Origin of the sequence: Terriglobus aquaticus, assembly GCF_025685415.1 — a bacterium.
GTDB classification, from domain to species: Bacteria; Acidobacteriota; Terriglobia; order Terriglobales; family Acidobacteriaceae; genus Terriglobus; species Terriglobus aquaticus.
In genome coordinates this window covers 1,873,052-1,899,020 of record NZ_JAGSYB010000001.1, presented here as the reverse complement: position 1 = coordinate 1,899,020, position 25,969 = coordinate 1,873,052, and the positions used below count along the sequence as shown (strand labels likewise).

23 protein-coding genes are annotated in these 25,969 nt (G+C 63.8%); 8 read left to right on the top strand and 15 right to left on the bottom strand.

Features of this window, described 5'->3' with window-relative positions; genetic code table 11:
* Positions 1-4 precede the first annotated feature (4 nt).
* A complete protein-coding gene (locus tag OHL12_RS07855) occupies positions 5-2,716 on the bottom strand; it encodes a penicillin acylase family protein (RefSeq protein WP_263413273.1) in 2,712 nt (903 codons plus the stop codon).
* A gap of 102 nt (positions 2,717-2,818) precedes the next feature.
* Positions 2,819-3,850 carry a CPBP family intramembrane glutamic endopeptidase gene (locus tag OHL12_RS07850; protein WP_263413272.1) on the bottom strand — a complete coding sequence of 344 codons (1,032 nt, stop codon included), beginning with the start codon at positions 3,848-3,850 and terminating at the stop codon, positions 2,819-2,821.
* A gap of 122 nt (positions 3,851-3,972) precedes the next feature.
* Between OHL12_RS07850 and OHL12_RS07845 the strand changes: the two genes are divergently transcribed.
* From OHL12_RS07845 to OHL12_RS07835, 3 genes are all read left to right on the top strand, one after another.
* Complete coding sequence (locus OHL12_RS07845; RefSeq protein WP_263413271.1) at positions 3,973-5,583, top strand: Na+/H+ antiporter; 1,611 nt, start codon at positions 3,973-3,975, stop codon at positions 5,581-5,583.
* Positions 5,580-6,596, top strand: a complete 1,017-nt coding sequence (locus OHL12_RS07840; protein ID WP_263413270.1) for a DHH family phosphoesterase — start codon at positions 5,580-5,582, stop codon at positions 6,594-6,596. The genes OHL12_RS07845 and OHL12_RS07840 overlap by 4 nt, the downstream gene beginning before the upstream one ends.
* A 233-nt stretch (positions 6,597-6,829) precedes the next feature.
* Entirely contained in the window at positions 6,830-8,458 is a 1,629-nt protein-coding gene (locus OHL12_RS07835) for a hypothetical protein (protein WP_263413269.1), read from the top strand.
* Between the two features lie 78 nt (positions 8,459-8,536).
* On the opposite strand, the gene OHL12_RS07830 is transcribed toward OHL12_RS07835, so the two are convergent.
* Positions 8,537-9,466: an aldo/keto reductase gene (locus tag OHL12_RS07830; protein ID WP_263413268.1), complete on the bottom strand. Its 930-nt coding sequence runs from the start codon at positions 9,464-9,466 to the stop codon at positions 8,537-8,539.
* A gap of 173 nt (positions 9,467-9,639) precedes the next feature.
* On the opposite strand from OHL12_RS07830, the gene OHL12_RS07825 reads away from it, so the two are divergent.
* On the top strand, positions 9,640-10,689 hold the full coding sequence (locus OHL12_RS07825; protein ID WP_263413267.1) for a VWA domain-containing protein: 1,050 nt from the start codon (positions 9,640-9,642) through the stop codon (positions 10,687-10,689).
* A gap of 94 nt (positions 10,690-10,783) precedes the next feature.
* On the opposite strand, the gene rseP is transcribed toward OHL12_RS07825, so the two are convergent.
* The 7 genes from rseP to OHL12_RS07790 form a co-directional block, all read right to left on the bottom strand.
* On the bottom strand, positions 10,784-12,295 hold the full coding sequence (gene rseP / locus OHL12_RS07820; RefSeq protein ID WP_263413266.1) for an RIP metalloprotease RseP: 1,512 nt from the start codon (positions 12,293-12,295) through the stop codon (positions 10,784-10,786).
* Positions 12,296-12,339: 44 nt separating this feature from the next.
* Complete coding sequence (locus OHL12_RS07815) at positions 12,340-13,512, bottom strand: 1-deoxy-D-xylulose-5-phosphate reductoisomerase (protein WP_263413265.1); 1,173 nt, start codon at positions 13,510-13,512, stop codon at positions 12,340-12,342.
* A gap of 10 nt (positions 13,513-13,522) precedes the next feature.
* A complete protein-coding gene (locus OHL12_RS07810; protein WP_263413264.1) occupies positions 13,523-14,377 on the bottom strand; it encodes a phosphatidate cytidylyltransferase in 855 nt (284 codons plus the stop codon).
* A gap of 36 nt (positions 14,378-14,413) precedes the next feature.
* On the bottom strand, positions 14,414-15,289 hold the full coding sequence (gene uppS / locus OHL12_RS07805) for a polyprenyl diphosphate synthase (protein WP_263413263.1): 876 nt from the start codon (positions 15,287-15,289) through the stop codon (positions 14,414-14,416).
* Between the two features lie 183 nt (positions 15,290-15,472).
* Entirely contained in the window at positions 15,473-16,585 is a 1,113-nt protein-coding gene (locus OHL12_RS07800; RefSeq protein ID WP_263413262.1) for a YeiH family protein, read from the bottom strand.
* A gap of 402 nt (positions 16,586-16,987) precedes the next feature.
* Positions 16,988-17,527, bottom strand: a complete 540-nt coding sequence (locus OHL12_RS07795) for a helix-turn-helix domain-containing protein (RefSeq protein WP_263413261.1) — start codon at positions 17,525-17,527, stop codon at positions 16,988-16,990.
* A gap of 190 nt (positions 17,528-17,717) precedes the next feature.
* Complete coding sequence (locus tag OHL12_RS07790; protein WP_263413260.1) at positions 17,718-18,344, bottom strand: nicotinamidase; 627 nt, start codon at positions 18,342-18,344, stop codon at positions 17,718-17,720.
* A 77-nt stretch (positions 18,345-18,421) separates the two neighbouring features.
* Here OHL12_RS07790 and OHL12_RS07785 point away from each other — a divergent pair, with 77 nt between their 5' ends.
* Complete coding sequence (locus OHL12_RS07785) at positions 18,422-18,712, top strand: hypothetical protein (RefSeq protein WP_263413259.1); 291 nt, start codon at positions 18,422-18,424, stop codon at positions 18,710-18,712.
* A gap of 27 nt (positions 18,713-18,739) precedes the next feature.
* The gene (locus OHL12_RS07780) at positions 18,740-19,162 is read left to right on the top strand and encodes an acyl-CoA thioesterase (RefSeq protein WP_263413258.1); all 423 of its coding nucleotides are present in this window, start codon (positions 18,740-18,742) and stop codon (positions 19,160-19,162) included.
* 16 nt (positions 19,163-19,178) lie between these two features.
* Here OHL12_RS07780 and OHL12_RS07775 read toward each other — a convergent pair whose 3' ends face one another.
* Positions 19,179-19,490 carry an HU family DNA-binding protein gene (locus OHL12_RS07775; RefSeq protein WP_263413257.1) on the bottom strand — a complete coding sequence of 104 codons (312 nt, stop codon included), beginning with the start codon at positions 19,488-19,490 and terminating at the stop codon, positions 19,179-19,181.
* Between the two features lie 133 nt (positions 19,491-19,623).
* A complete protein-coding gene (sppA, locus tag OHL12_RS07770; RefSeq protein WP_263413256.1) occupies positions 19,624-20,688 on the bottom strand; it encodes a signal peptide peptidase SppA in 1,065 nt (354 codons plus the stop codon).
* Positions 20,689-20,905: 217 nt separating this feature from the next.
* Here sppA and OHL12_RS07765 point away from each other — a divergent pair, with 217 nt between their 5' ends.
* The gene (locus tag OHL12_RS07765) at positions 20,906-21,754 is read left to right on the top strand and encodes a dolichyl-phosphate beta-glucosyltransferase (protein WP_263413255.1); all 849 of its coding nucleotides are present in this window, start codon (positions 20,906-20,908) and stop codon (positions 21,752-21,754) included.
* Positions 21,755-21,841: 87 nt separating this feature from the next.
* Entirely contained in the window at positions 21,842-22,756 is a 915-nt protein-coding gene (locus OHL12_RS07760; RefSeq protein WP_263413254.1) for a proline dehydrogenase family protein, read from the top strand.
* Positions 22,757-22,838: 82 nt separating this feature from the next.
* On the opposite strand, the gene OHL12_RS07755 is transcribed toward OHL12_RS07760, so the two are convergent.
* The 3 genes from OHL12_RS07755 to OHL12_RS07745 all read right to left on the bottom strand — a co-directional run bounded on the left by OHL12_RS07755 (position 22,839) and on the right by OHL12_RS07745 (position 25,967).
* On the bottom strand, positions 22,839-24,113 hold the full coding sequence (locus OHL12_RS07755; protein WP_263413253.1) for a TlpA disulfide reductase family protein: 1,275 nt from the start codon (positions 24,111-24,113) through the stop codon (positions 22,839-22,841).
* 258 nt (positions 24,114-24,371) lie between these two features.
* Positions 24,372-25,466, bottom strand: a complete 1,095-nt coding sequence (locus OHL12_RS07750; protein ID WP_263413252.1) for a DUF3106 domain-containing protein — start codon at positions 25,464-25,466, stop codon at positions 24,372-24,374.
* Between the two features lie 66 nt (positions 25,467-25,532).
* On the bottom strand, positions 25,533-25,967 hold the full coding sequence (locus OHL12_RS07745) for a hypothetical protein (protein WP_263413251.1): 435 nt from the start codon (positions 25,965-25,967) through the stop codon (positions 25,533-25,535).
* Positions 25,968-25,969 lie beyond the last annotated feature (2 nt).

The following is a 25,969-nucleotide window of genomic DNA, read 5'->3' as shown; positions in this document are numbered from 1 at the left end:
CGAGCTAGGGTGCCAAGGTGAGCTGGTGCGTTGCGGCGGCGCCGGTCATGGGCAGGGGTTTGCCGGTGGACCAGGCCGGGAACTGATTGGCGAAGTACGGCGAGCGGAAGTTGCCGCTCTCGCCCAGAGGCAATGTCATGGTGCCCTGCTCCGGTTGGGCCAGATCGACGACGAATCGCTCGCTTGCACCGTGGATGCCGGACGCGACGTGGACGGTGTACGCGTTGCCGGGCAGCGGCGCTTCCACGCTGCCGGCACCCGAGAGCCAGCGCAGGTACCAAGTCTTTGCGAAGACGGGGTGGCCAAGAGCAATGCGGTTCATGCCCGACCATCGCCAGGTGCTGAGCTTCCCGGGAGCGTGCGCGTCCTTCAGGCCGCGTTCCAGGGCAGCAGCTAGAAGCGCGTTCCAATCCGCATAGCCGGCCGGCAGCCAGCGAGGCTGAGCATGCTCGATCAGCATTTCCAGGGCATAGGCGCGTGCGTGCGGTGTGTACAGCAGAAGGCCGTCGCGGCCGAGGCGAGGCTCCAGCAGGATGGTCAGGAGTGCCGACCGCACCGCCTGCGTGATGTTGGGCTGCGCGGCCTCGAGCGTCACCCGGCCATCCCACGAGCGAAGCAGGTTGGCGGCCTCGCGTGCCCGCTTGGAGGGCGACTTGACGTGGTCGACGGCATAGGCGACGCGCTCGGCTAGCGTGCGGTCGAATGCGGAGAACACGTCGTCCTGCAAGGCGGTCATGTCCGCTGGGGTGAGTCCGGTGCGGTCGCCCAGGGCGCGCCAGATGCGCTCATTGCGGTATGGGGCTTCCCAGTCGAGCGAGATGGGGTACGGGTAAGAATCGGAGGTGATCCGCGCGTTCGCCGTGGCCAGAATGCCGGAGGCGGGATCGGTGACCCGCGGAAGCTGATCGTAGGGGATGCGCTGCGCCCACTCGTACTGGCCGGCCGGAACAGGCACCGGAGCCAGTGCGTGATGCCCGGAGATGGGCACAAATGCGGTCGAGCCCGTCTGTGCCGACGAGGGACTCTGCGGAGCCGTAGACGCCTGGGGCGAGGGCGAGCCTGGAGCACTGGCGGAGGGGAGGATGGGATTGCCGTCCACACCGATGGGAGTGGAGTCGTCCGCGAGGGAGGGCGGAACCGTGGGACTCTGTTCGCCAGACTGCGCAAATGTGACCGTGCTGCCGACGGCTGGTGCGTTGCGCAGGGGAACAAAGCCGATGAGGTGGTAGCCGATGTGGCCGCTGTCGTCCCCCCAGACCAGGTTCTGCGACGGTCCGCCGAAGTTGCGGAAGGCCTCTTCGAGCTCCGCGCCGGTGCCGGCGCGGTTGGCGCGGTCGAACGGCATGCTGGCAAAGCCGGGGTCGTACAGCGTCCATCGCAGGGCGAGCGTGCGCTTCTCGTGCGGGAAGAGCGGGGTGAGGATGGGAGTGGCGACGCCACCGTGGCGGGTGAAGGCAATGTCCAGCGTGGTGTTCAGGCCGTGCTTGACGAGGATGGTCTCCGTGCGGTGCTCAATTGGCTGTGAGGAGCCATCGCTGGCGGTGTAGGTGTCGCCGTGACGCTGCTCGACGTACAAGTCCTGCGCGTCGGCAGAAGAGTTGGTAAAGCCCCAGGCGACGTGGCTATTGTGACCCACGATCACGTACGGGACGCCGGGCAGGGTCACGCCGGCAACGCTCAGGTTTGGGGCGTCCAGGGTTGCCGTGTACCAGATGCCGGGCACCGTGATGCTCAGGTGCATGTCGTTGGCCAGCATGGGCTTGCCGCTGGCGGAGCGGGCACCGCTGACCACCCAGTTGTTGGAGCCGGCGGTGCAGCCATCGCAGCGCAGGCCGGAGACGCTGGCCGCCAGGATCGCGTTTGCATGTTGCAGGTCGCGAAGATGGTCCTCGAACTGTTGCGGTGCTTCGAGTTTCACCTGCGAATCGTCCAGCGGGATTTCGATCATTTCGCGCGGTGCGGATAAGTCCTTGTGACCCTCCGCCGGCGGGTGGTCGCGGAAGGTGGTCGTGGGGTAGAGGTCTGCCGCCATCTCCGGCGACAGGTCGGCCGTCACGGCTTCGCGGTTCAGCTTGTTGGGGTAGCCGGTGCTCAGGTCCTGTGCCATGGCGAAGCCGACCAGCAGCGAATCGCGCGGCGTCCACGGGCGCGGTGTGTACCCCAGCAGGCGGAACTCGGCGGGAAGCGCGCCTGAACCGTTCTCCGCGGCGGCGATGGCGGCGTTGACGCCGCGGCTGTACTGCTCGAGGGCGTGACGCTCGGCAGGATCGAGCTCGTCGACGCTGCGGTCCGCGACGGCGCGCAGTTGCAGGTAGCGCTGGGTGCGGTCGTGCTCGAGCATGTCGGAGCCAAGAATCTCCGCGAGTTCACCGGCGGCATGGCGCCGCAGCATATCCATCTGCCACAGGCGATCCTGCGCGGTCACATACCCTTGCGCCACCAGAAGGTCATCTTCGTTGGCAGCCTGGATGTGCGGAATGCCGTAGGCGTCGCGTCGAACACGGACCGGCGCTGAAAGACCGGAGACGTGCAGTGTGCCGTCCAGTGTCGGTGCGCCTGCGGCGATGGCATGGCGCAGCCACAGTCGGGCGGCGATCGTGGCAACGGCCGCCAGGACCAGCAGCGTCACGACAACGGCGATACCGCGACGCATACGCCGGTTGCGTCGATAGGCCGTGGGAGTCAGGCGCTTGGGGGCGGTTGTTGCGGTCGGCATTGCTGTTTAGAGGATAGAGGCGGGATCCGGGCGCCGGAAAGACGCTGCGGAGATGCTCCGACGCGAGTCAAGGCGGTCAGGAACAGTTCTTGTTGGAAGTGGCTATGCGTCGCCGCTCTCGTGCCCGTTCCACAGGTCAGGGTAGACGCGGTTGCGGTGCAAGAGCATCAGGATCGCTACACCGGCGGCGAGCGCGCCTGCCGTATAGGCGCTGCCTTCCGGACCGATGGATCCGCCGCTGCGCAGGGCAGAGCCGGTGGCCTCGGTCAGGAACAGGTGGTCGGGCATGCGAACGCCGCTGTTGGGCACACCCCACAGGAAGCTCTGCGCCCAGTCCCAGGCCGTGTGGAAGCCCAGGGCCCACCAGAGCGAACCGGTGCGCCACAGGCTGAATGCCATCAGCAGGCCGAAGAGGAACGAGTTCAGGAGGACCAGGTGGCTGCGGGCCGTGTAGACCTGCTGCAGGATGGCGAAGAGGCTGGACAGCAGGAGTGTGGACGTCCAGAACGCGGGCGCGACACGCGCACGGGCACTGCCTTCGGGGCTCAGGATGCGGCGGAAGAACCTCGAGAATGCACGCGTGAGCGCGTATTGCAGGTAGCCGCGGACCAGGCCCTCTTCTGCGAAGGCTGCTACACCGAAGAAGACAGCGGAGCGCACGGCCAGCTTCCATTCCGCCGCGGCCCCAAAGAGCACCTGCCCGCGGAAGACGAGCAGGTCCAATTGGTGCAGTAACAGCACGACCGCTGAAAGCAGGGCAACGCCTGCCAGCGCGCCGCCCAGCAGATTGCGCACAGGGTGCTTGGAAATCAAGCCGTAACTGGCAAGGGTGCGCCGCTCTGCCCAGGCGAGCGTTGAAGTTGCAGCGGCCACGGCGATCCCGAGCGCGGCACTCTGCAGAAAGCTGTTCGCGAGAGGAACGACGCGGAAGGCGGGTTGCGATGGGATGTAGTGCTTGAGGATGGTGTTCAGTATTGCCGCGACGCCCGCCACCATCGACATAAACAGCAGCACACCTAGCATGGGCTGCAACGGCCTGCGGTTTGGTCCCGCATTGCCCTTGGCGCTTGGGATAAGCGCGTCGTCACGCGAGTCCTGGCCCGCGTCGCTGATTGTTTGCTGGTCGGGGGCCATCCCGTCCTAACGATACGCGAGCGGTGCTGCGGTCGAGGAGCCCTCGTCCGCCGGAGTCTTCGCCTGCACCTTGCACCGGGAAGGCGGGCCGGGTGGGCTAACCTGAAGCTATGTTTGGCAGCATGACCCCGATTCACACGCTGGAGCTGCTGTTGTTGGGACTCATGATTGCGGTGGCGGTGATCAGTGGCGTGGCGCGCCGGCTATCGCTGTCGTACCCGATCGTGCTGGTGCTGGTCGGGCTCGGTGCGTCACTGCTGCCTCACCTGCCGCGCATCCCTCTGCCGCCGGATGTGGTGTTTCTTGTCTTCCTGCCGCCGTTGCTGTTCAGCGCGGCGTGGTCCACATCATGGCGTGAGTTCAAGTTCAATCTGCCATCGATTGTGTCGCTCGCCTTTGGCCTGGTATTTTTCACCGCCATCGGTGTCGCATATACGGCTCACCACTTCCTGCCCGAGTTCGACTGGCGCATGGGCTTTCTGCTGGGTGCGGTGGTCAGCACAACCGACGCGGTGGCGGCTAGCTCTGTTGCGAAGAAGGTCGGCATGCCGCAGCGCATCGTGGACATCCTGGAAGGCGAAAGCCTGTTGAACGACGCAACGGGCCTGCTTGCGCTGGAGTTCGGCGTAGCGATGCTGACGGAAGGCTCGACGCCTACCGTGCACGACGGAGTCCTGCGGCTGCTGTGGCTGTTGGCGGGCGGCCTGGGAGTGGGCGCCGCTGTGGGCATGGGCGTGGCCTGGATGGAGCGCTGGATCGATGACGGACCTGTTGAAATTGCCATCACCATCATCACCCCGTACACGTGCTACCTGGCGGGCGAGGCGATCCACGCTTCGGGCGTGATTGCGGTGGTCACCTGCGGGCTGCTGCTGAGCCGGCAGTCGGCACGATTCTTTTCCGCGAATACGAGACTGCAGGCGTATTCCGTGTGGGAAGCTCTGGAGTTCCTGCTGAACGGTCTGGTGTTCATTCTGCTGGGTCTGCAACTGCCGGCAGTGCTGGAAGGCCTGGGCGGGTACGGTCGCGGCAAGTTGTTCTTGTATGGTGCGGTGTTCAGCGTGGTGCTGATCGCGCTGCGCCTGATCTATGTGTATCCCGGGGCGGCGTTTGCGAACCGGATGCGCCGCGTGCTGCACCATGAGACGACCATCACGAGCCCACGTGGGGTCTTCGTGATTGGCTGGACCGGGATGCGTGGCGTGGTCGCGCTGGCCGCGGCGTATAGCCTGCCCTACACACGCGAGTACGGGCAGCCCTTTCCGCAGCGCAACCTGATCATCTTTCTCACCTTTGCCGTGATCCTGGTGACACTCGTGCTGCAAGGCATATCGCTGCCGTGGCTGGTGCGCGCGCTGCGCCTGCGCGAAGATATGTCCGCCTACTGCGAAGAGGGCGAGGCGCGGCGCATCATCATGCGCGCAGCGGTCGAGCACCTGAAACAGGAGCGGGCGCAGGATCACGAAAACGATCACACCTACGAAGACCTGTTGCACCAGTATTCGCACCGGCTCGATTTGATTAGCGACTGCGGTCCGGAAGTGACGCAGGGCGTCCACTTGAGCCCACTGCTGAAGATCCTGCAGGAGACGACCGCGGTGGAACGCAAGGCGTTGCTGGAGCTGCGGGACCAGGGTCGCATCAGCGATCCGTTGCATCGAACGTTGGAGCGGGAACTGGACCTGAACCAGTCGCGGCTCATGTCGTTGAGCGGCCAGACGGAGGCGGTATGAAGCTGCGAGTGTTGTTTCACAACAACTGTTTCGACGGGGCGTGTTCGGCGTCGCTGTTTACGCGGTTTCATCGTGAGTGCATCGGGACCGCGAGCGAGTACGACTATCAGGGTCTGCAGCACCAGGCCGGGGGTGGGCTGAACGATGCAGATTTCACCGGCGATGAGAACGCGATTGTGGATTTCAAGTACTCGGCTTCGCCAAAGCTGACGTGGTGGTTCGATCATCACGTCAGCGCGTTCATGACAGAGGAACTGCGCCGCAGCTTCGAGCACGAGCAGAAAGTCGCCGGTGCATCCACGCAGAAGTTTTTCGATCCCGCGTATGTGTCCTGCACTGGCCTGATCGCGGATGTGGCGCGCGAGAAGTACGGCTTCTCGACCGGCGGGCTCGAAGATCTGCTGCACTGGGCGGATGTGATCGACGGCGCGCGATTCGAGTCTGCGGAGGCGGCGGTGAGCCTGGCGGCACCGGCAATGCGGTTGGCGACCGTGATCGAGTCGACGAACGACCCGACGTTTATTCCACGGCTGATCCCTTTGCTGACCTCGCAACCGCTGGTCGCGACACTGCAAGAGGTGTTTGTGCAGGAAGCTCTGCAGCCGCGCCTGGCAAAGCAGCAGGCCGACATCACGCTGCTGCGATCGCGGGTGAACGCAGACCAGGGCGTCATCACTTTTGACATCTCCGATCAGCCGACCGAGGGGTACTCCAAGTTCATCCCGTACTACCTTCTGCCCGAAGCGGTGTACGCCGTCGGCATCTCGCAGTCGAGCTTTCGCGTGAAGATTTCGGTCGGAACCAGCCCATGGACGACCGTGCCGAAGGAACGACTCGCGGACATCTCCAAAATCTGCGAGCGGTTCGGCGGTGGTGGGCACCCGCGAGTGGGGGCGATCAGCCTGCCTGCTGGCGACCTGGCCGAAGCGCGTCGGATCGCGGCCGTGGTGACGGACGAGCTGAAGGCGCTCGGGCAATGGAACGAGACACCGGAGCGAACGCTGGCGAGGTAGTCCTGCCCGTGGCTCGCAGCACGAGGTCCGCCTGGAAGCAATCGCCTCCGGGCCTCACCTGTTTACTCCGCGGATGCCGAATATCTTCGCACTCCAGGTGCACTCGCCGGGTAGGCCTTGCGGGTCTCTGAAACAGGATGCGGAGAACACAAGCGATCAGCGCGGATTTCGCCTCCTGCCTTTGGTCTCTGGCGTGCAGTGGACACTACTTACTTCACCCAGGATCGACACGCATGCATCTTTGGACCGAATACGAAGGCAACACACTGGCGGGTTACCCGGTTGGGCGGCTCAGCCGATCAGAGGGCCGGAGTGCTTTTTTTCTGACCGTGGCGGAAGGGCAGCCGGCGCTGCTCCGGCTTACGGAATCACACTTTGACGAAGGCGAGCTGATCGGCCGATGGGAAAAGGCGGCGGCAGTCTCGCATCCCGGTCTGCAGGCGGTCCGCAAGTGGGGCCAGACCACGTTCGACGGAGTTCCACTGGCGTTTTGCGTTCTCGAGCCAAATGACGCGAGCCTGTCGGATGTTCTGCGCGAGCGCGTGTTGACCTCCGAAGAAGCAGGCGAGGTCGCGGAGGCGGTTGCGGGAGCGCTGGCCGCATTGCATCGCGCCAGCCTGATTCATGGTCACGTGGACGCCATCAACGTGTTTGCCGTCGGCGAGGCGGTAAAGCTGCGCAGCGACTGTGTGCGCGAATGTACCGGAGACTTCGAAGCGGATACCGAAGAAGCGCGTGAAGCCTTGCGGCAGCGCGACGTACACGACCTGGGACTGTTGCTGCGGCGCTGTCTGACGCCGCAATGGGAAGAAAGCGCGGCAATGCAGTTGCCCAGTCCGTTCGACCGCATTGTGCGCCGCGCTCTGAACGGCACTGTGGACGCAGCCGGCATCGTCGAAGAAATGGAGTTGCTGAAACCGGTAAAGCCGGCCGAGACGGTGACGCGTCCGCCCGTTCCGACCGCCCCGGCAACGACACCCGTTGTGGCTGCAACTGCTGCGACCCCCGTCCGCGGCACGGCAGTACGAACGAGCGAGCCGGCGCCTGCGGCTCCCGCTGCTGCTGCCACGAGTGGCAGGCGAATCGCATCGGCCCCACCGCGCGTCACCGTGTCCGGCGCAAACTCGCCGGCTGCGGTGTCTGCCATGCTTGCGGGTCGAGAGCCGCTGGTTGGGGGCAGGTCCGTTAGAGCGATGGAGGGCCAGGATCATGGAGGCGGTGGAAGCCGGGGCTCCGACACGCGCCCCGCAGCGGGTGACACCTCGCGCTTGGCCTCGCTGAACCTGCCGCTGAACGGCGTTCGGGATCGGTCGAGGCAGAACGTGGGCATGGCAGAACGCGGTGGGTTGCTGCAAGGACTGGGAAGCCTTCAGAAAAAAGTCGCCGGCCGCAAGGTTTGGGTGGCCTCGGGTGCCATCGTTGCCGTAGTGGGCTTCGTGCTGTGGAGCACGGTGGGCGGCTCGCATCATGCATCACCGGTGCCGGCGTCGCCCACACAGCCTGTTGTGGCGGCGGCTCCTGCCGGAGCGCAGAGCGCGCCGTCTTTGCCGGCTGGACCGGCAGCGCACGCGCCTGCAGGGCAGCATGCGGCGCCCGTCCAAACGTCGCTGTTTACTTCCGGCGAGCGTGCCGGGTGGTACGTGATCGCGTACACCTACCGCTACGAGAAGCAGGCCGAGGCGAAGGCAATGCAGTTGAAGGACCGCTATACGGGCATGCAGCCGCAGGTGTATTCGCCCACTGGACATGCTCCGTATTTCGTGGCGCTGGGCGGACCGTCCGACTCGGTACAAGCCTTCGCGCTGCGGGACCGGGCGCGACGCGCAGGGCTGCCGCGCGACACCTACGCGCGGAACTTCTAAACCGCGTAAAGCAGAGGAGCCCGGCTTAGGCCGGGCTCCTCTGCTTTGCGGGAGTCTGCGGTCCTTGCGGGACGCGGTTTAGGTCCACTCCGGGAAGAGCGAGCGATTCTGGTCGAGCGCGGCAATGGTGCGCATGTCTTCGGGGGTGAGTTGGAAGTCCCAAATGGCGAGGTTTTCCCGGCGGTGAGCGGGGTTGGACGAGCGCGGGATGGCGACCACGCCGCGCTGGTAGTGCCACCGCAGCATCGTCTGGGCCACGGTCTTGCCGTGCTTGCCGGCGATCGTTTGCAGGGTCGGGTTGGTGAACAGGCCGTCGCGACCTTCGCCAAACGGCGCCCACGCTTCCATGCGGACGGTTGCGGGCTCAAGCGTGGCCAGCTCGACCTTTTCCTGCAAAATGGGGTGCGTTTCCACCTGGTTGACGGCCGGCTTGGTTTTGGCCGCAGCCATCAGGCTGGCGTATTGGGCAGGGTCGAAATTGCTGAGGCCGATCGCGCGGATCTTGCCCGCTGCGTTCAGTTCTTCCATGGCGCGCCAGGAGCCGTTTACATCACCGCGCGGGCGGTGGATGAGGTAGAGGTCCAGGTATTCGAGCTGGAGTTTGTCCAGCGTCTCCTGGAAGGCCAGCTTGGCCTTGTCATATCCGGAGTCGTCGACCCAGATTTTTGAGGTGACGAACAACAGTTTGCGGTCGATGCCGCTCTTCTTGATCGCAGCGCCAACGGCTTCTTCGTTCTGGTACACCTTCGCCGTGTCGATCAGGCGGTAGCCGGCGGCAATCGCGTCGGCGACGCTTTCGGTACACAGGTCGCCGCGCAGGCTGTACGTGCCGAATCCCAGCATGGGCATGCTTACGCCATTGTTCAGGCGAACCTGCGGAATGGCTGCGGCTGTCGCGACCGCGCGGCCCAGCCGGCCGAAAGCGAGGGCGGCTGCGGCCGCCGTGCCAGACTTCAGAAGGGAGCGGCGATTGATGGCGGCGGGACGGCTGCAAGGCGTCGAGGACATACGGATATTGTACTTCGGCAAACGGTTGTTCTCTGGAGTTTTCGCATCCGCACGAACCGGATTTGCCGGTGCGACGCAAAGCGACATACCCCCTCGCGGGTGGTCTCCTCATCTAATCCATGCGGATAAGAACGGAGATGAAGATGTGTGTCGGGAAACAGTTACTAGCAGCAGTGGCGATCGCCGCCCTTGGGTGCGGGAGCGTCCCGGCGCAGTCGCAGGCAGGGCCGGCTGCGGCGCCAGGAACGGCGACGTCAGGAACGGCGGCCAGCGGAATGCGGCTCAACCTCTTTGTGAACGGGAGCGGCGCTGACGCTCTGCGACAGGGTGATCTGACGCTGCTGGACAACGGCACCCCGGTGCCGGTCCAGTCCTTGTTGCCGCCCCACGCGGGCAATGTTCCCACGCACGTGATCCTGGTGATTGATGACGTGAATGCCCGCGCGACGACGGTGGCCTACGAGCGGAGCGAATTGAAGAAGTTCTTGACCCGAAACGACGGGCAGTTGAGGGTGCCGTTGACCATCGCCGTGATGACGGACACCAAGATGGACATTCAGCCCGGGTTTTCGCAGGATGGCAACGCCATCAACCAGGCCCTGCAGAAGTACCCGATTGGCCTGCATGAGATTCGGCGTGACTCACAGTACGGCGGCCAGGACCGGACGAACATCTGTCTCGGATCGCTGCGGCAGTTAGTGCAGTACGCCTCTACGATTCCCGGACATAAGCTGATTCTGTTCCTCTCGCCGGGCTGGCCGCTACTCTCTGGGCCGCGCATCCAACTCACCGCGAAAGAGCAGAGGGGCATTTACCAGAGCGTGGCCGAACTGCAGGATTCCATGCTGCAGGCCGACATCACCTTGGACATGCTGAACCCCTTCGGACCCAACGAAAGTGTGGGCCGCTCCGACTACTACCAGGCGTTCCTGAAGAGTGCGAAGAAGCCGGGCGATGTGGACATTGCCGATCTGAGCCTGCAGGTGCTGGCCACGCACAACGGTGGCGAGGTGCAGCAGGGTTCGAACGACATCGACCGCATGGTGGATCACGCGCTGTCTGAGATGGATAGCCGGTACACGGTCAGCTTTACGCCGGCTCCGGCAGAGGCACCTAACGGCTTCCATAGCCTGAAGGCACAGGTGAACCGGCCGGGAGTTACGGTGCGCATGCCGGATGAGTACTACACGCGACAGGCGGTTGCGGAAGAGAACTCACGGTAGCGATCGAGCGGCCATGCCGATCGAAGTTGAAAGGAAATCAGGGGCCATGTGGCCCCTGACTTGCGTTTCGACCTTGGCGAGGAAGCAGCGTTGATTAGCTGTGGTGCGCCGTGATGATGCGGCTGATGTCGTTCCACATGACGAAGCAAAAGAACGCGATGATGCAGACAAACGCCGCCTGGTACACGCGTTCCTTGATCACGGGCTTCACGTCGCGGCGGGCGATGCTTTCGACGATCAGGAACAGCAGGAGGCCGCCATCCAGGATGGGGATGGGAAGCAGGTTGAAGATGCCGAGATTCAGGCTGATCGCGGCGGTCAGGGACGCAAGCTCCCAGATGCCGTTCTTGGAAGCTTCGGCGACCTGCTGCTCGATACCGACCGGGCCGCTCATGTTCTTGACCGAGACCTGCCGGGTGAACAGCCCGTGCAGGATCTGGCCGATCAGAAGCGAGAAGTGGACGTTGTCCTTCCAGGACTCGGCGGCAGCGGCGCCCAGGGGCATGCGGGTGACGGTGAAGGGAGGCGGTTCGGGCTCAAAGCCGAGGCGGAACTGCTTGCGATTTTCCGCGACCGCACCGATCTCTGGCTTGGCCTGAAGCTGAAGCGGCTGACCGGCGCGCGTCACCTGCAGCGTGACCGGCTTTCCGTTGCCATCGGTCAGATAGTTGAGCAGGGAAGCGACCGAGTGGAAGGCGTGCCCGTCCACGGAGTTCATCCGATCGCCGGCCTTCAGGCCCGCCTGTTCGGCTGGCGTGCCGGGCTGCACGCGGTGTACCACGATGGGACCAGTCTGCTGCTGCGGGATGATGCCGATTTTGTCGGTTAGGCCGTGCTCGTCCTCGACCGGTTCCAGGTACATCTGCCCGGTGCGGGGCTGACCGTTGTGCAGGAAGGCGATCGGAACGGTGGTGCGGAGCGCGGCACCCGTCTGCTCCATCAGGTTCTGCCAGGTCGGCGTGCTGTGGTTGCCGATGGCTGTGATCGTGTCGCCCGTCTGCAGGCCCGCTTTCGCTGCGGCAGAGTTGACCGGAACGTAGTCGAGCACGGCCGGCCCGTTCAGATATTCGGCGTCTTCGTGGTGCAGGGCGTTCACAGCGAACAGGACGACGAAGGCAAGGATAAAGTTGGCGACTGGCCCGGCAAGGGCGATGATCATGCGGCGCCAGCGGGGCACTGCGGTGAACTCCACGCCGGAGCCCTCGTGCGCGGCGACGGCTGCGGTCCGTGCTTCGATCTCGCGCTCGTGCTCGCCACCCAGGATCTGCTCGGTGCCGGCACCGTAGGGCTCCATGGCGGGCACGGAGGTCTTCTCAATGGTGGCCATTTCGTCCTGGCCGGCCATTTTGACATAGCCGCCCAGCGGGAGAAGGTTCACGCGGTAGTCGGTGCCTTTGTGAACGATGCCGAACAGGCGCTTGCCGAAGCCGATGGCGAACGCCTCAACACGCACACCGCACCATTTGGCGGCGAAGAAATGGCCGGCCTCGTGAATGAGGACCATGAAGCCGAGAACGATCAGGAAGACGAGAAAGCCGGTCAAATTTGCCTCAGGGCGCGGGTGCGCCGTGGTGGTGAGCGGCGCGGGGCCGCAGAGGTGCTCCACATATTAGACGCTTTTTGATCCGTTTTTGCTCTGACCGGACCGGGTCAGGCGGCGTGCGCCGGTTGTGGCAGGAACTCGCGCGCCAGGTGCCTGGCTGCTTCATCGGCAGCGAGTACCTCGGCGATAGAGGCAGGCGTGCGGACGGGTGTGGCCGCAAGCACGCGCTCGATGGTTTCCGGGATGCCGAGGAACGGCAGCTCCCCGCGCAGAAAGGCGTCCACCGCAACTTCGTCCGCGGCGTTGAGCGCGATGCAATGCGTGCCGCCGGCGCGCGCCGCCTCATACGCCAGGCGCAGGCAGGGAAAGCGGGCAAGGTCGGGCTGCTGGAAGTCGAGGTGAGACAGCGTAGCAAGGTCGAAGGTGAGATCAGACGCCACGCGTTCCGGGTATGCCATGGCGTAGAGAATGGGCAGGCGCATATCTGTGACGGAAAGCTGGGCAAGTATGGAGCCGTCTACGTACTCCACCAGTGAGTGGATCGTCGACTGCGGATGAATGGTGACGCGGACGCGGTCGGCAGGCAGGTTGAAGAGGCGGCAGGCCTCGATGATCTCGAGGCCCTTGTTGAGCATGGTGGCCGAATCAATGGTGATGCGCTGGCCCATGACCCAGGTGGGGTGCTTGAGCGCCTGTTGCGGCGTGATGCCGGCGAAGTCGGCGAGAGGCGTGTTGCGGAATGGACCGCCCGAGGCGGTGAGCCAGATCTGCTTGACTTCGGCCGGTGTGCCGCCGCGCATGCATTGATGGATGGCGTTGTGTTCGGAGTCGATGGGAAGGATCGTTGCGCCGGTCTCGCGTGCTTTCGCGATGATGAGCTCGCCTGCAGCGACCATGGCTTCCTTGTTGGCCAGACCGATCTCGCGGCCAAGGGCGACGGCGGCATACGTGGCCTCGAGCCCGGCAACTCCGACGATCGCGCTGACGACGAAGGTGACATCCGGATGCGTGGCGACCCGGACGGTGCCGGCCGTGCCATGAACTACTTCGATGCCGGTGATGCCCTCAGACTTGAGCTGCTGCGTCAGTGCATCGGCGGACGGCTCGTCCGCCATGCTGATAACGGCGGGACGCCACTGGCGGCACTGTTCCAGCGCAGTGGCGACGTTCTTGCCCGCCGCGAGGGCGATGACGTGGTAGCGGTCCGGGTAACGCTGGCAGATGTCGAGGGTCGAGGTGCCAATGGAGCCGGTCGATCCAAGGATTGCGATGTTCTTCACAACGAACATTCTAGAAGCCGCCGAGGCCGGCCGAGTCCTTGAGCAGCAGCAGGTACCAGAGAACGGGTGCCGCGACCAGCAGGGCGTCGATGCGATCGAGCACGCCGCCGTGCCCGGGCAGCAGCGTTCCGGAGTCCTTGACGCCGACGCCGCGCTTCACGGCAGACTCGACCAGGTCGCCGACCTGGGCTGCGATATTCACCAGCAGAGCGAGCAAGAGCGTCTGCCACAGCGGTTCGCTGATGTGCAGGATCGTTGTGCCGTGCTGGCCGACCGCCTGGCAGACGGCAGCGAGGACGCCGGCGATAATCATGCTGCCGAGGGCTGAGGCGATCGCACCTTCCCAGGTCTTATTTGGGCTGAGCGCAGGTGCCAGCTTGCGCTTGCCAAAGGCCTTGCCGATGTAGAGCGCGGCGATGTCGCCTGTCCAGACGACGAGCATCAGGAAGACCAGCAGGGTCTTGCCGTTCTCCTTTGCCGCAAACATGGGCAGCAGCATGAGCGGGTAGCCCACGTAGATGAGGCCGAAGAAGCCTTCCGCGGCGGTCGGCAGCACGCGATCCAACTGATTCGAGCGTGCGTAGAGAAAAGCCGCGAAGGTAAACAGGCTGAGGCCAAGAAAGCTGAGCAGCGGCAGCGGGCCTTCCAGCGGGAGGAACTGGCTTTGCGCGAAGAGCAGAACGATGGCGGGCAGCAGCCACCACACGGGTACGCCCGCCCCGCCGCTGCGGGTCAACTCGGCGTACTCGTAGGCGGCTAGCAGCGCGATGACGCACGCCAGAACCGACATGGCGATGCCGTTGCCGAAAAAGATCACGCCCAGGACGATCGCGATGAGAACCGTCGCGGTAAGAATGCGCTTCATGCCAAGGGTGAGGATACGCGATATGTTGCCGTCTGCTTAGCTCCGAACAAGTTCCGGCATCAGTGGATCGGGCAGGTCTTCATCGCTGGACTCGGTGTCCAGGCCACCAAACCGGCGGTTCCGCTGCTGAAACGCAGCGATGCCTTCCAGCAGATGCTCGCCGCGGAAATCGGGCCATAGCCGATCCGTCACGAAGATCTCAGAGTAGGCGATCTGCCAGAGAAGGAAGTTGGATATACGCATCTCGCCGGAGGTGCGGATGAGCAGGTCCGGGTCGGGCATATCGTGCGTGTACAGGTGACGCGCGAGTGTGCTTTCGTCGACGCTATCCAGACCGCTGACGCTGAGCAGGTCGTCCACCGAACATCTGCGGCGGTGCGCCTCGTCCAGCAGGTCCTGCAGAACGCCGCGAGTGGCGTCGACCATCTCTGCGCGCGAACCGTAATTGAGCGCCAGCGTGAGCGTGGTGCCGGTGTTCCGCGCCGTCTCTGCCTCAGCCCAGCGCATGGTTTCCACCACGTCGGGCGGCAGATCCTGGATGCGGCCGATGTAGCGCATGCGCACATTGTTGTCGTTCATGCGGCGCACGTTGCCAACCAGGTAGTTGCGCAGCAGCTTCATCAGAAAGCCGACTTCGCTTCGCGGGCGTCGCAGGTTGTTTTCGATGGAAAAGGCGTACAGCGTAAGAAACGGGAGATTGATGCGACTGGCTGCTTCCACAACAAAGTGAACGCTTTCCGCGCCCTGCTGGTGGCCGACGAAGCGCTTCAGGGTGCGATTGCCTGCCCAGCGACCGTTGCCGTCCATGATGATGGCGACGTGCTCGGGCATCCGCTCCACATCCAGCGTGCGGTACATCGCAAGCTCCGCGGGGGAAAGCTCGTGAATGCGCAACGGTTGCGTCAGCGGCAAAGCAGATGTCTCCGCGATTGACCGTAGCACGTCAGTGGAAGGGAAGCAAAACCGGCGATTCCCGCGTGCCGGGGCGAGTGGAGCCGCGGCTTTCCGTGCGTGCCGCGGCTATCCGTATGGATTTCGCAAGTGGTTGGAAGTAAGCAGGATGCAGAGGATCGCATGACGCACCGCGCAGTTTGCCTAGAGGTGATACAGCCGATCGGCGCCGTAGACCAGGCCGAGCGTGAGTGTTGCGATCACCACCTCGCCGATAGCGCCGACCAGAAATGGCCGGATGCCCTGCCGCAGCAGGTCGCGCAGATTGGTGCGGAGTCCCACCCCGGCAAAGGTCAACAGAAAAGCCCAGCGTGACAGGTTGCCGAGGGAAGCGAGCTCGGGCTTGCTGAAGACTCCGACGGTGGCCAGCAGCGAAATGAGCAGGAAGCCCAGGACGAACTTCGGGAACTTCTGCCAGAGAAAAGCCGCCTTGTTGCCCACGCGAACGGTCTGGCCTTGCGACGCCCAGTACAGCGCATAGCCCAGAACGACGAAGCCGATCATGGCGTTGCGGCAGGTCTTCGCCAGGACGGCGAACTTGCCGGCGGCGTCGGAATAGAGCGCACCGGCAGCGGTGGCTTCGGCCGTGTTGTCGACGGCCAACCCGGTCCATACACCGTAGGCATGATCGCTCATGTGCAGCGCATGGCCCACGATGGGGAAGAGGATGAGCGACAGCGCGCCCAGCGCAAGGATCGCGGCGATGGCGAAGGAGGTGTCCTGCTCGTCGGCGTCGATCGCACCCTGAGTGGCGATGATGGCCGAGACGCCGCAGACGGAAGAGCCGACCGCAAGCAGGGTAACGAGCTTGGGCGAAAGCTTGAAGCCTCGGCCCAGCGCCGTCATGAAGCTGAGCGCGAGGATGAGCTCCACGAAGACCAGCGCGAGCGAAATGCCTCCGAGGCGGCCGATGTCGCCTAGAATGAAGCGCGCACCCAGAAGGACGATGCCGATCTTCAACCAGAACTCGTAGGTAGCTACGCCGCGCCGAAAGATGGAGGGCAGGCCGACGGTGTTCCCGATGATGAAGCCGATCAGAATGGCCCACAGCACGTATTCGATGTTGGGCAGCACCAAGTGGTGAGCCTTGCCGTAGCGGGCGATCGATTGCTCAATCCACTTGCCCGCGTAGCCGATGACGGCGAGCAGACCGATGCCGGGCAACAGGCCGAGCAGACCTTGAAAACTGAAGCGGGACGAAAGTTCGGGCAGGCGAACCGCGTCTTCTGCCAGAGCGATGGAGTTGACCTGAGACATAGATTTCTTCCGCTACCAGGTGATCGTCTTCAAGACGTGGAAATGGATGAGGGCGGCGAGCACGAGGGCGATAAGAACGGCCCAGGTGTCTGGGGAGAGACGGCGAGCGTCGACCGGCATGCGAATCCTTTGAGGATGTTAGGGAGATTGCAATCGACTGACCCAATCGAAACGGTAGGTCAGGCTGCCCGGCGAGCGGGCGGGGCGCTCAGAGCGAGCGACAACAACAGAGACGCGCTGGGGAACCGATCTGGCGATGGCGGCGCATGTTGGATCGGTTCTACCAGCAAACAGACGAACCCGCAACCACAGATCCCCGGGAGAGGTAGGGGGCGTGGTTGCGGGTCCAACGATCGTGTAGCCGTGATCGCGTGCCGCGCCCTGCGTACAGGGGCGCTTGTGCTAGGCGATGCGGCGGCGGCCCGAGGCGAGCTCGCGGACGTGGTTGAGGAAGATGGACTTCTGAACGGGATCCAGCTTGGCGCAGAAACCGGCAATCTCTGCCAAAAAAGGATCGTTCATCAGAAGCGAAGCTTCATTGGAGTGGCGTGACTTTGCATCGCGCAGCAGGGCGCTGATGTCGACCTGCAGGGCACGGGCCAGGCGCTCAAGACTGCCCAGGGTCGGCGTGGCCTTGCCGTTCTCAATCTTGCTGATGTAGGTGCGGGGCACGTTCATGCGAGTGGCAAGCTGGCGCTGGCTCAGGTTGCGCACGCGGCGCAGATCGCGAACTGCCTTGGAAACCTGCAGGCCTTCGCTCTCGGCGGCGGCAGCGGGTGGGGGAACCAGGGTCAGCGCGGGTGCGGCCGGCTTCACGTCCACCACGTCCAAGGGCTTCTTGCATTTGCGGCAAGAGTTGGAAGCGGTGCGGAACTGCACGAGCTGGCAGTGATCACAGCGCAGGACCTCACGCTGTTCTACGGGTGCCATCATGGTTGCCATTGGTTGTGTGTAGCGGATGGGTGCCAGAGCGGGGCCCCATATCGCGCACGTCCGATAACGAACGACCGCGATGTGCCTAGAATGGCAACCGGTAACTGGTTCGTCAAGGGGCAAAGCCGGCCAACAGCCTAGATTTCCAGAAAGAACGGGGAAGAGAACCAAAGTAGTAACGGCCTGCCGTTCGATTTCGCTAGCCGAGGATGCTTGCGCTGTGGATGCGCTGGACACCAGCTTCGTCCCAGCGAGCGGTCATGATGCGCATGCTTTCGGGGTCGATGCCGCGCACGGCGTCTTCGATGACGAAGACCTCAAATCCGAGCGAGCGGGCATCGAGGGCCGAAAATCCGACGCAGTAGTCCCAAGCCAGGCCGCACAGGAACAGCCGCGAAAGGTTGCGCTCGCGCAGGTACCCACCGAGGCCGGTGGGCGTCTGGTGATCGTTTTCGAGGAAGGCTGAATAGGAGTCGATGTCCCGGCGAAAGCCCTTGCGAACGATGAGTCCGGCATGAGGCAGGCGCAGCGACGGAGCGACCGCGGCTCCGGGAGTGTCCTGCAGAGTGTGGTCGGGCCATAGTGACTGCGTGCCGTAGGGAGCCTCCACGGTATCCGAGAAGGGCTGCTTGCCGTGCGTGCTGGCAAAGGAGATGTGCATGGGCGGGTGCCAATCCTGCGTCAGAACGACCTCGGGAAAGCGCTCTCCCAACCGGTTGATCAGCGGAACGATCTCGTCGCCTTCCGCAACGGCGAGCGGACCACCTGGCAGGAAGTCGGGCTGCATATCGATGACCAGAAGAACGTCTGTCGGTTCAGGTTTCAAGCATCTTCTCCCGTGTGTTTCAGATGCACCGCGCTTCCATGCGACGCGGCCGGCGCATTTCAGCATCTGTGTGAGGTATGCGCAATCGCATTCTGCTGCTCTTGTTGTTTGCGAGCCTGCTGGGAACGCCGGTGCTGTTGCACCGCTCGCAACGGATCGCCGCGTGCGCGAACCTGGATGCAGGAACGTGTGCCATGACGAACCCGGACCCATGGTGGATGGTGCCGTTGGGCGTGCTGTCGTTACTGGTGCTGGGCTACGCCGCCTATGTGCTGGCCGCGGACTGGTCGGAGCGGCGGAAGGAAAAAGACATGCTGGACGCGGTGGGCGTCCACGTGAAAGAAGAGGATCTGCCGCTGGAGGAGTAGCTGGCTTTCGGGACGCGGGTGACGCACATGATGGAAACCACAGTACGGGTGCGTTACGCGGAGACGGACCAGATGGGAGTGGTGTATCACGCGAACTATCTAGTTTGGTTTGAGGTGGGCCGCGTGGAGTTCATGCGCTCGCTTGGGTTGGAATACCGGCGGCTGGAGGAAGACTTCGGCTGCCTGATCAGCGTGGTGGAGGCACAGGTCCGCTACAAGCTGCCCGCCCGCTACGATGACGAGCTGACAATCCGTACGGGCATCCAGGCGGTTCGAGGTTCGATCCTGCGGATGCGATACGAAGTGGTGCGCGTAGGGGACGGCGTGCTGCTGGCCACGGGGGAGACGACGCATATGGTCGTTGGGCGAGACATGAAGCGGCGGTCCTTACCAGAGCCCTATGAGCGCGCGTTTCGTGATGTGCTGGAACCAGCCAAACCGGCGGCGTAGCCGGTGGGAGTGAGGCTTAGCCTTCAGCAGGCGGCGCGGCGGTCCGGGCTGCAGCGGCATTCACCTGGTCGCGCAGTTCTTTGGACGGCTTGAAGTACGGAACGCGCTTAGCGGGCACGTCCACCCGCTGGCCTGTCTTCGGGTTGCGCCCTGTGCGCGGTTTGCGCTGGCGCGAGCGGAAGGATCCGAAGCCGCGGATCTCAATCTTGTCGTCTGCGCGCAGGGCTTCGATCATGCCGCTGAAGATGGTCTCCACGATCACGTCCGCATCGCGGCGGGTCAGATCGCCCAACGCTGCTACTTCGTCTACCAGGTCCGCTTTGGTCACCGCAGCATCTCCGTCGGTCAGGGGAATGTGTCTGTGAGTGTATCGAACTTGTAGTCCATGGATGTGAGACGGCGTGGTCGAGCCTGATCGGGAACGAGGTACGCCGGATCAGGCGGCCAGCTGTGCTGGCCGCCTACTTCCACAGAAAGTAAAAGCCGGGCGACTGGTTGAGCGTGTCCGCATTGAGCGGGGCTCCTGCCGCGGACGCGCTCACGGCAGAGAGGATGCGCAGCAGGCTGGCATCGGGCGTCCGGCTCAGGTCGTCGGTGTCGGTGCCGTTCAGGGCTGTAAGCAGCCCAACCTTCTTCTTTGGCGGACGCTTGATGCTGGGCTCGCCCGTGATGCCGACTGAGCGGGCCGTGTCGACCAGGGCGACGCGAAAGCCACCTTCCTGATCGATCAGACCAAGACCTTTGGCCTGCTGTCCGGTCCAGACCTGGCCGGTAGCCAGCGGCTTGATGCGGTCATCCGGAACGTTCCGGCCATGTGCCACGTCATGGATGAACTGGCCGTACATGTTGTTGATCAGGCCTTGGAAATACTCCTGCTCGCGCGGGGTCAGATCACGGGTGGGGTCGCCCGCGTCCTTCAGGTCGCCGGCATGAAGCACGACGGGCTTCAGCTTGGCCCAGCGCAGGAGGTCTCCATAGTTCGTCCACTCCATGATCACGCCGATGGAGCCCACGACCGAGGCGTCGTTGGCGTAAATTTTGTCGCAGGCGGACGCGATGTAGTACGCCCCGCTGGCGCCCACCGTCTCAATGGAGGCGACAATCTTCTTGTGCTTTTCGCTGCGCACGCGGAGCACTTCGTTATAGAGCTCCTGCGAGACGGCGGCGCCGCCGCCGGGCGAGTTGATGTGCAGGATGATGGCCTTGACGTCGTCATCGTCGCCGAACTTGCGCAGTTGCGTCTCGAGCTGCTCGGCATTCAGCAGGACGCCGCTCACTTCGATGACGCCGATCTGTTTGCCGGAAGTAAGTGCGGTGGTGGTGGAGGAATCGCTATCCACTGCCTTGACCGCGATCCAGGTAAGCAGGCCCAGAACTGTGATCGCCGCGAGCAGGGAGCCGCCGATGACCATGGCCCAGAACGCGCCGGAGCGCCGGCGCCGAGGCTCTGGCGGTGGCGGCGGGTACGCATACAGCGGTGGCGGCGGCGTAACGGGCGGCTGGTTAGGGTACACGGGGTCCTGCATCGGCCTGAGTGTAGCACCGGATAGAAGCCTGAAACGGCACAGCTTTCGCCCGATGGATGCGGGAGCAAGCTGGCGCGAAACGCCACGGGCTTTGCAGGAACGGCGCAGAATTCAGCGCGGTGCGGAGCGAGTCGGAACGACGTTTACCGTCGTCTTATGATTGGGGTATTATCGCGGATTAGTGCGCGACACCAGCGCAATTCAACCGGGGCCGACGATGGCGTCACCACACCTGAGTATCGTGATTCCCGCCTATAACGAGGCGACACGCATCGAGCGAACGCTGGAACGCGTGCTCGAGTGCGTGCGGGACCACGGGTGGGACGCGGAAGTCCTGGTGGTGGATGACGGCTCCGTCGACGAGACGGCCACCATTGTTCGCCGGTACATGCAGGCCTCGCCCGAGCTGCACCTGGTGCAGAACCCGGGCAATCGCGGCAAGGGTTACTCCGTACGCAACGGCCTGCTGCAGGCCACGGGCGAGATCGTCATGTTCACCGATGCGGATCTGTCGGCGCCCATGGAAGAGGCAGAGCGGCTGTTCGCGGCGATCGAGGCCGGAGCGGACGTTGCCATTGGATCCCGCTGGCTGGATCGTAGCCGACAGACACTGCACCAGCCGCTGTACCGCCGCTTCTTCGGCCGATGTTTCAATCGCCTGACGCGTGCGGTCATGGGTCTGCCCTATGCGGATACGCAGTGCGGGTTTAAGGCATTCCGGCGGGCGGCAGCGCAGGTGATCTTTCGCCTGCAGCGGGTTGAGCGCTGGGGATTTGATCCGGAGATCCTGTTCATCGCGCGCAAGCTCGGCTTCAAGATCGCGGAAGTGCCGGTTTCCTGGGGCCACGACGAGCGGTCCAAGATCAGCTATCTGAAGGACGGCTCCCGCATGCTGCAGGATATGGCCACGATTCGGTCCAACAGCCTGATGGGCCGGTACGACGCTGCGATTGCGGAGCTGGCGGATACCAGCCGCATGACAACGCCGGTGACCTCGGGTGTTTCTGCGCCCGTCAAGCCGGGCGTTCCGCTGCGGGACAACGGCGAACTGACCACGGCGAGTTAGCCGCGCACGGTGATCCAGGTGAACGGATTCCGGTAAGCGGTTGACGCTTCCGCAAAGCGGCGGTGGCCCGCTTACACTGCTGTGAGCATGATGCGTTCCTTCCTGATCACCCTTTCCCACAACCGCACCCTTCGGAAGCTCCTCGAACAGACCGGACCTGGCCGTAAAGTGTCTGGGCGTTTTGTCGCCGGAACCACTCTCGATGACGCGATTCGCGTGACCGAGGAGCTGAATGCGGAGGGGTTCAGCGTCTCGCTGGACTCGCTGGGAGAGAGCGTAGCGACGGAGGCAGGTGCGCGGGCTGCCGCGGAGATTTACCACCTGCTGCTGGATCGCATCGCGGCGAAGTCGCTGAATGCCAACGTTTCTGTGAAGCTGACCGGAATCGGCCTCGACGTCTCCTCTGCACTTGGGGAACAAGTGACGGCCGAAATCGTGGAACATGCGGCCCGCCTGAACAACTTTGTGCGCATCGACATGGAGGGCACACCCTATACCGAAGTGACGCTGAAGCTGACCGAGCACCTGCACGGACGCTTTCCTGGCGCTGTCGGAACGGTGTTGCAGGCGTACCTGTACCGGACGAACGACGACACCGAGCGTCTGCTGCGGCAGGGGATTCGGATCCGGCTGTGCAAAGGCGCTTACAAGGAAGGACCAGAGCATGCATTTCCGGAGAAGGCGGATGTGGACCGGAACTATGTGAAGCTGGCTGAGCGCATGGTGAGTTCCGACGTGTACTGCGGCATGGCCACGCACGACGAGAAGATGATCTCGGCCGTGGAGCAGTTTGTGACACAGCACGGCATCGCGCACGACCGCTTTGAGTTCCAGATGCTGTTCGGCGTGCGCCGCGATCTGCAACGAAGTCTGCTGAAACGCGGGTATCGGGTGCGGGTCTACCTGCCGTTTGGGACGGACTGGTACCCGTACTTCATGCGGCGGCTGGCGGAACGCCCTGCCAACGTGATCTTTATCCTGAAGAACCTCTTCAAGAGCTGATCGCAGGCTCCGAGTAGATAGCAACAACGCACAGGGCCAGTCGATGACTGGCCCTGTGCTGTTCTCATCCATGGAGTATGGGCTACTCCGTTCCAGTAGCTTGCGGAGGCCCGCTCTGAGCCAGCAGACGTTCGATCAGCGCGATAGTTTCCTCGCGAAGCTCGGTATACGCAGCTCCGGTTGCGGGGCCGCTGAAGCCAGCATGCACCTGCTTGACCAAGCCGTCGCGGCCGATGAAGAAGCTGGTCGGCCAGCTGTTCAGGTTCTTGCCCTGCGGCAGCTTCTGGTTCAACTGGTCTGGTGTGCCCACCAGCAGAACCGTGTAAGGGACACGGTAGCGGGCGACGAACGCACGCAGCCGCTCCGGATTGTGCAACTGGTCTTCCTCTTCAAACGACAGGTCCACGACCTCCAGACCGCGGCTGTGGAAGCGGTTGTAGAGGTCGACCAGCAACGGTGCCTCATCGTGGCAGTTCGGGCACCAACTGCCGCCGACGGCGGCGATGACGACCTTGCCGCGGAATAGCGGGTCGTTGCTGCTGACCGGCTGCCCGGAAAGATCCACGCCGGAGAAGTGCAGAGGCTCGTTCGGGTCCACGACGGACGTTTGCTCGGTGGAGCGGGTGGGTGGGGCGAGATTCTCGCGGCGAGCGTCTGCCACCCGGCGAGCGGTCCAGGGTGCGTCTTCGCTGAGCAGGTTCTTCACTTGAAGTGTGCCGTCTGCTGCGGGATGCAAGGCGTATAGCGTCGGCCCATTCGCGGCGAAACGCGAAACGCGGTAGTCGCCGCTCCCAAGGTCAAGCCCGCCGTAGAGGCCGCCGGTGTCGCCGTCGATGCGCTGGATTGTCGCCTGAACCTCCCCGTTGCCGCCGAACGGTTGAACGTGCAAGGTCCATGCGGATTCGCCCTTGGAGGAGTGAACGGCGATCTCCCAATCACCGTTGATGGTGACAGGTGCCGTGGCGGCAACGAAGCGCGTGGCAGGCTTGCCGTCCTGGTCTGGGTGCAGAACGACGGGGATTGGCGCCTTCATGCGTGCGCCGGTGTATTGCCCCTCGAAACCGGTGGGAGTCAGTGTGCCTTGCAGCTTGCGTGCGAAGTAGTCGAACTGCAGGGTCAGGTGACCGTCCTGCAGCAGACCGTTGCTGGAAGGCGATTGTTCGTTGCCGTTCTGCAACGACCCGGAGATGCTTCCGCCAGGGCCTGGCTCTGCCAGGTTGAGTTGGACGGGGATGGACTGGCCGCGGTACGTCGCCGTTCCGGTCCAGTGGCGAGCGGTCTTGGGCTGCGGAGCAGCATACAGCAGGGCAGGCAAGAGCAAGAGAGCGCTGCCGAGGCGAACGAGTGAAGAAGGCATGGCGATCCTTTCAGAGGAGCGGACGCGGCGATGTCAGTGGGTATGTGCAGGCGCAAACGAGCGCAGAGGGCGCAGAGAGATCAGCGACAACAACAATGGCGGCGGGGAGCCGGCTTCATTGCTTGCTGGAGGGCGCGGGGCACACAGGTACGGTACCCCGAACCGGATGGCAGGTCAAACTGGCGTTCGCAAAGTGGAGGGCTGGCAACATGACACTGCTGAACAGCGCAACCGGCCGCGAATGCTAATTCGCCCTTACTACTGTTGGGGCAGCATGGGACTGACGGTCAGCAGGTTATTGAGCGTGTTGCGCTCCTGTTCGTTGAACTGCTGGCGGTACTCCGGCGAGTTCAGGATCTGGCTGCGCTGCTCCGGCGGCAGTGACCGCAGTTCGCGGAAGGAGCGTGCCACGGCGCGCCGCCGATCCTGTGGAAGCGCACCAAGCTGGCCCATGGCACCACGCACCTGGCCGCGCTGGGCAGGCGAGAGTTGCTCCATCTGTTCGCTGCGCTGCAGAATGCGTTCGCGTTGCTGCGGTGGGAGGCTGTTCAGGCGCTGCAGACGATCCAGCATGCGCTGTTGTGTCTGCTGGGGAAGCTGATTGAACCCCGGCTCACGCTGTAATGCACGCTGCTGATCCTGCGTATTCAGTGTGTTGTGGTGCTCCATCCATTGCTGCAGGTGCTCGCCTCGAGCTCCGGGCTGGGTGGAGCCATTCTGCTGCCAGAACCGCTGCTGTGCGTTGACGCGAGCAGGGTCCTGCTGCGTGCCGCCGTAGTTGGCGTTCCGGTTGGGCACGGTCTGCGCTGGCGAATTGGGATTCGCGGACCTGCCGTCCTGGGCGTAGGTGTACCCTCTGCCCGCTCCCGGGGCATACCCGTTTGGCTGACCATACGCCCCAGACGGCTGAGCATACCGGTTCGGCTGACCGTAGCTCGGGGAGGCTTGTTGGTACCGGTTTGGCTGCCCGTAGCTCGCAGGAGGCTGTTGATAGCGGTTTGGCTGCTGCTGCGAGCCTCCGTACTGCCCATAACGGTTACCGGGCGCGCCATAGCCCTGCGGCGCCGCATACTGCGGTCCGGCGTAGTTGCGGGGTTGCTGCGAGTAGCCCTGCGGGCCGGCATAGTTGCGTGTCTGCGGGTAGCCGCCGGGCTGCTGTCTTCCCCCGTTATAGGCCTGTGGTGCCGGGTACTGCGGCCGTGGGGCACTAACTGCACCGAGAGGAGGGGCAGGCTGGTACGCCGGTGGGCGGTTGCCCTGACCCTGGATGCCGGAAACGCATACTGCCGCAGCGACGGCGAGCAACACCGAAGGCCAGGGGCGAACAGGGCGCGTTGGCAAAGTCCACTTCATGACGGCAGTTTGAGAAACCGGCGAACGCCGGGAGCTTGCAGTATTACGGGTTGATGCGGCCGCGCGCTACAGCGCACTGCCACTGTTTGAGTTGTTGTCGTCGCTGTCCAGCAACTGATCCATCTGCTGAATCGCCTGGTCGTTGTTATCCAACACCTGCAGGTCCTGCAGGGTTCGGCTGGTGCTGGTGGCTGGCGCCTGGTGCATGTGCGACAACTCCAGATAACTCCCGCCGCCCGCCAGCAGAAGCAGCGCTGTGGCACCGGCGAGCACGGGCCGATAGCCGATTGGATTGCCGAACTGCATGCGGTACCGCAGCCGGGCAAACCAGCCCTCGGGAGCGCGCTGCTGCTCTTCGCGGAATCGAGCCATCATGCGGCCGTCGAACCACGGGGAGGGTTCGGGCGCCTGCCACTCGTCCAGCAGAGCCATTACGTCGTGCATGGCCTGCTCGTCAGAGACGGGCTTATTCCTTTCGTTCGAGCTCAGTATGGTCGCCATTG

Bases quoted from the DNA above. Each gene is read 5' to 3' on its own strand.
- OHL12_RS07855 (WP_263413273.1), bottom strand. From the start codon at position 2,716: ATGCCGACCGCAACAACCGCCCCCAAGCGCCTGACTCCCACGGCCTAT.
- OHL12_RS07850 (WP_263413272.1), bottom strand. From the start codon at position 3,850: ATGGCCCCCGACCAGCAAACAATCAGCGACGCGGGCCAGGACTCGCGT.
- OHL12_RS07845 (WP_263413271.1), top strand. From the start codon at position 3,973: ATGACCCCGATTCACACGCTGGAGCTGCTGTTGTTGGGACTCATGATT.
- OHL12_RS07840 (WP_263413270.1), top strand. From the start codon at position 5,580: ATGAAGCTGCGAGTGTTGTTTCACAACAACTGTTTCGACGGGGCGTGT.
- OHL12_RS07835 (WP_263413269.1), top strand. From the start codon at position 6,830: ATGCATCTTTGGACCGAATACGAAGGCAACACACTGGCGGGTTACCCG.
- OHL12_RS07830 (WP_263413268.1), bottom strand. From the start codon at position 9,466: ATGTCCTCGACGCCTTGCAGCCGTCCCGCCGCCATCAATCGCCGCTCC.
- OHL12_RS07810 (WP_263413264.1), bottom strand. From the start codon at position 14,377: ATGAAGCGCATTCTTACCGCGACGGTTCTCATCGCGATCGTCCTGGGC.
- OHL12_RS07800 (WP_263413262.1), bottom strand. From the start codon at position 16,585: ATGTCTCAGGTCAACTCCATCGCTCTGGCAGAAGACGCGGTTCGCCTG.
- OHL12_RS07795 (WP_263413261.1), bottom strand. From the start codon at position 17,527: ATGGCAACCATGATGGCACCCGTAGAACAGCGTGAGGTCCTGCGCTGT.
- OHL12_RS07785 (WP_263413259.1), top strand. From the start codon at position 18,422: ATGCGCAATCGCATTCTGCTGCTCTTGTTGTTTGCGAGCCTGCTGGGA.
- OHL12_RS07780 (WP_263413258.1), top strand. From the start codon at position 18,740: ATGATGGAAACCACAGTACGGGTGCGTTACGCGGAGACGGACCAGATG.
- sppA (WP_263413256.1), bottom strand. From the start codon at position 20,688: ATGCAGGACCCCGTGTACCCTAACCAGCCGCCCGTTACGCCGCCGCCA.
- OHL12_RS07765 (WP_263413255.1), top strand. From the start codon at position 20,906: ATGGCGTCACCACACCTGAGTATCGTGATTCCCGCCTATAACGAGGCG.
- OHL12_RS07760 (WP_263413254.1), top strand. From the start codon at position 21,842: ATGATGCGTTCCTTCCTGATCACCCTTTCCCACAACCGCACCCTTCGG.
- OHL12_RS07755 (WP_263413253.1), bottom strand. From the start codon at position 24,113: ATGCCTTCTTCACTCGTTCGCCTCGGCAGCGCTCTCTTGCTCTTGCCT.
- OHL12_RS07750 (WP_263413252.1), bottom strand. From the start codon at position 25,466: ATGAAGTGGACTTTGCCAACGCGCCCTGTTCGCCCCTGGCCTTCGGTG.
- OHL12_RS07745 (WP_263413251.1), bottom strand. From the start codon at position 25,967: ATGGCGACCATACTGAGCTCGAACGAAAGGAATAAGCCCGTCTCTGAC.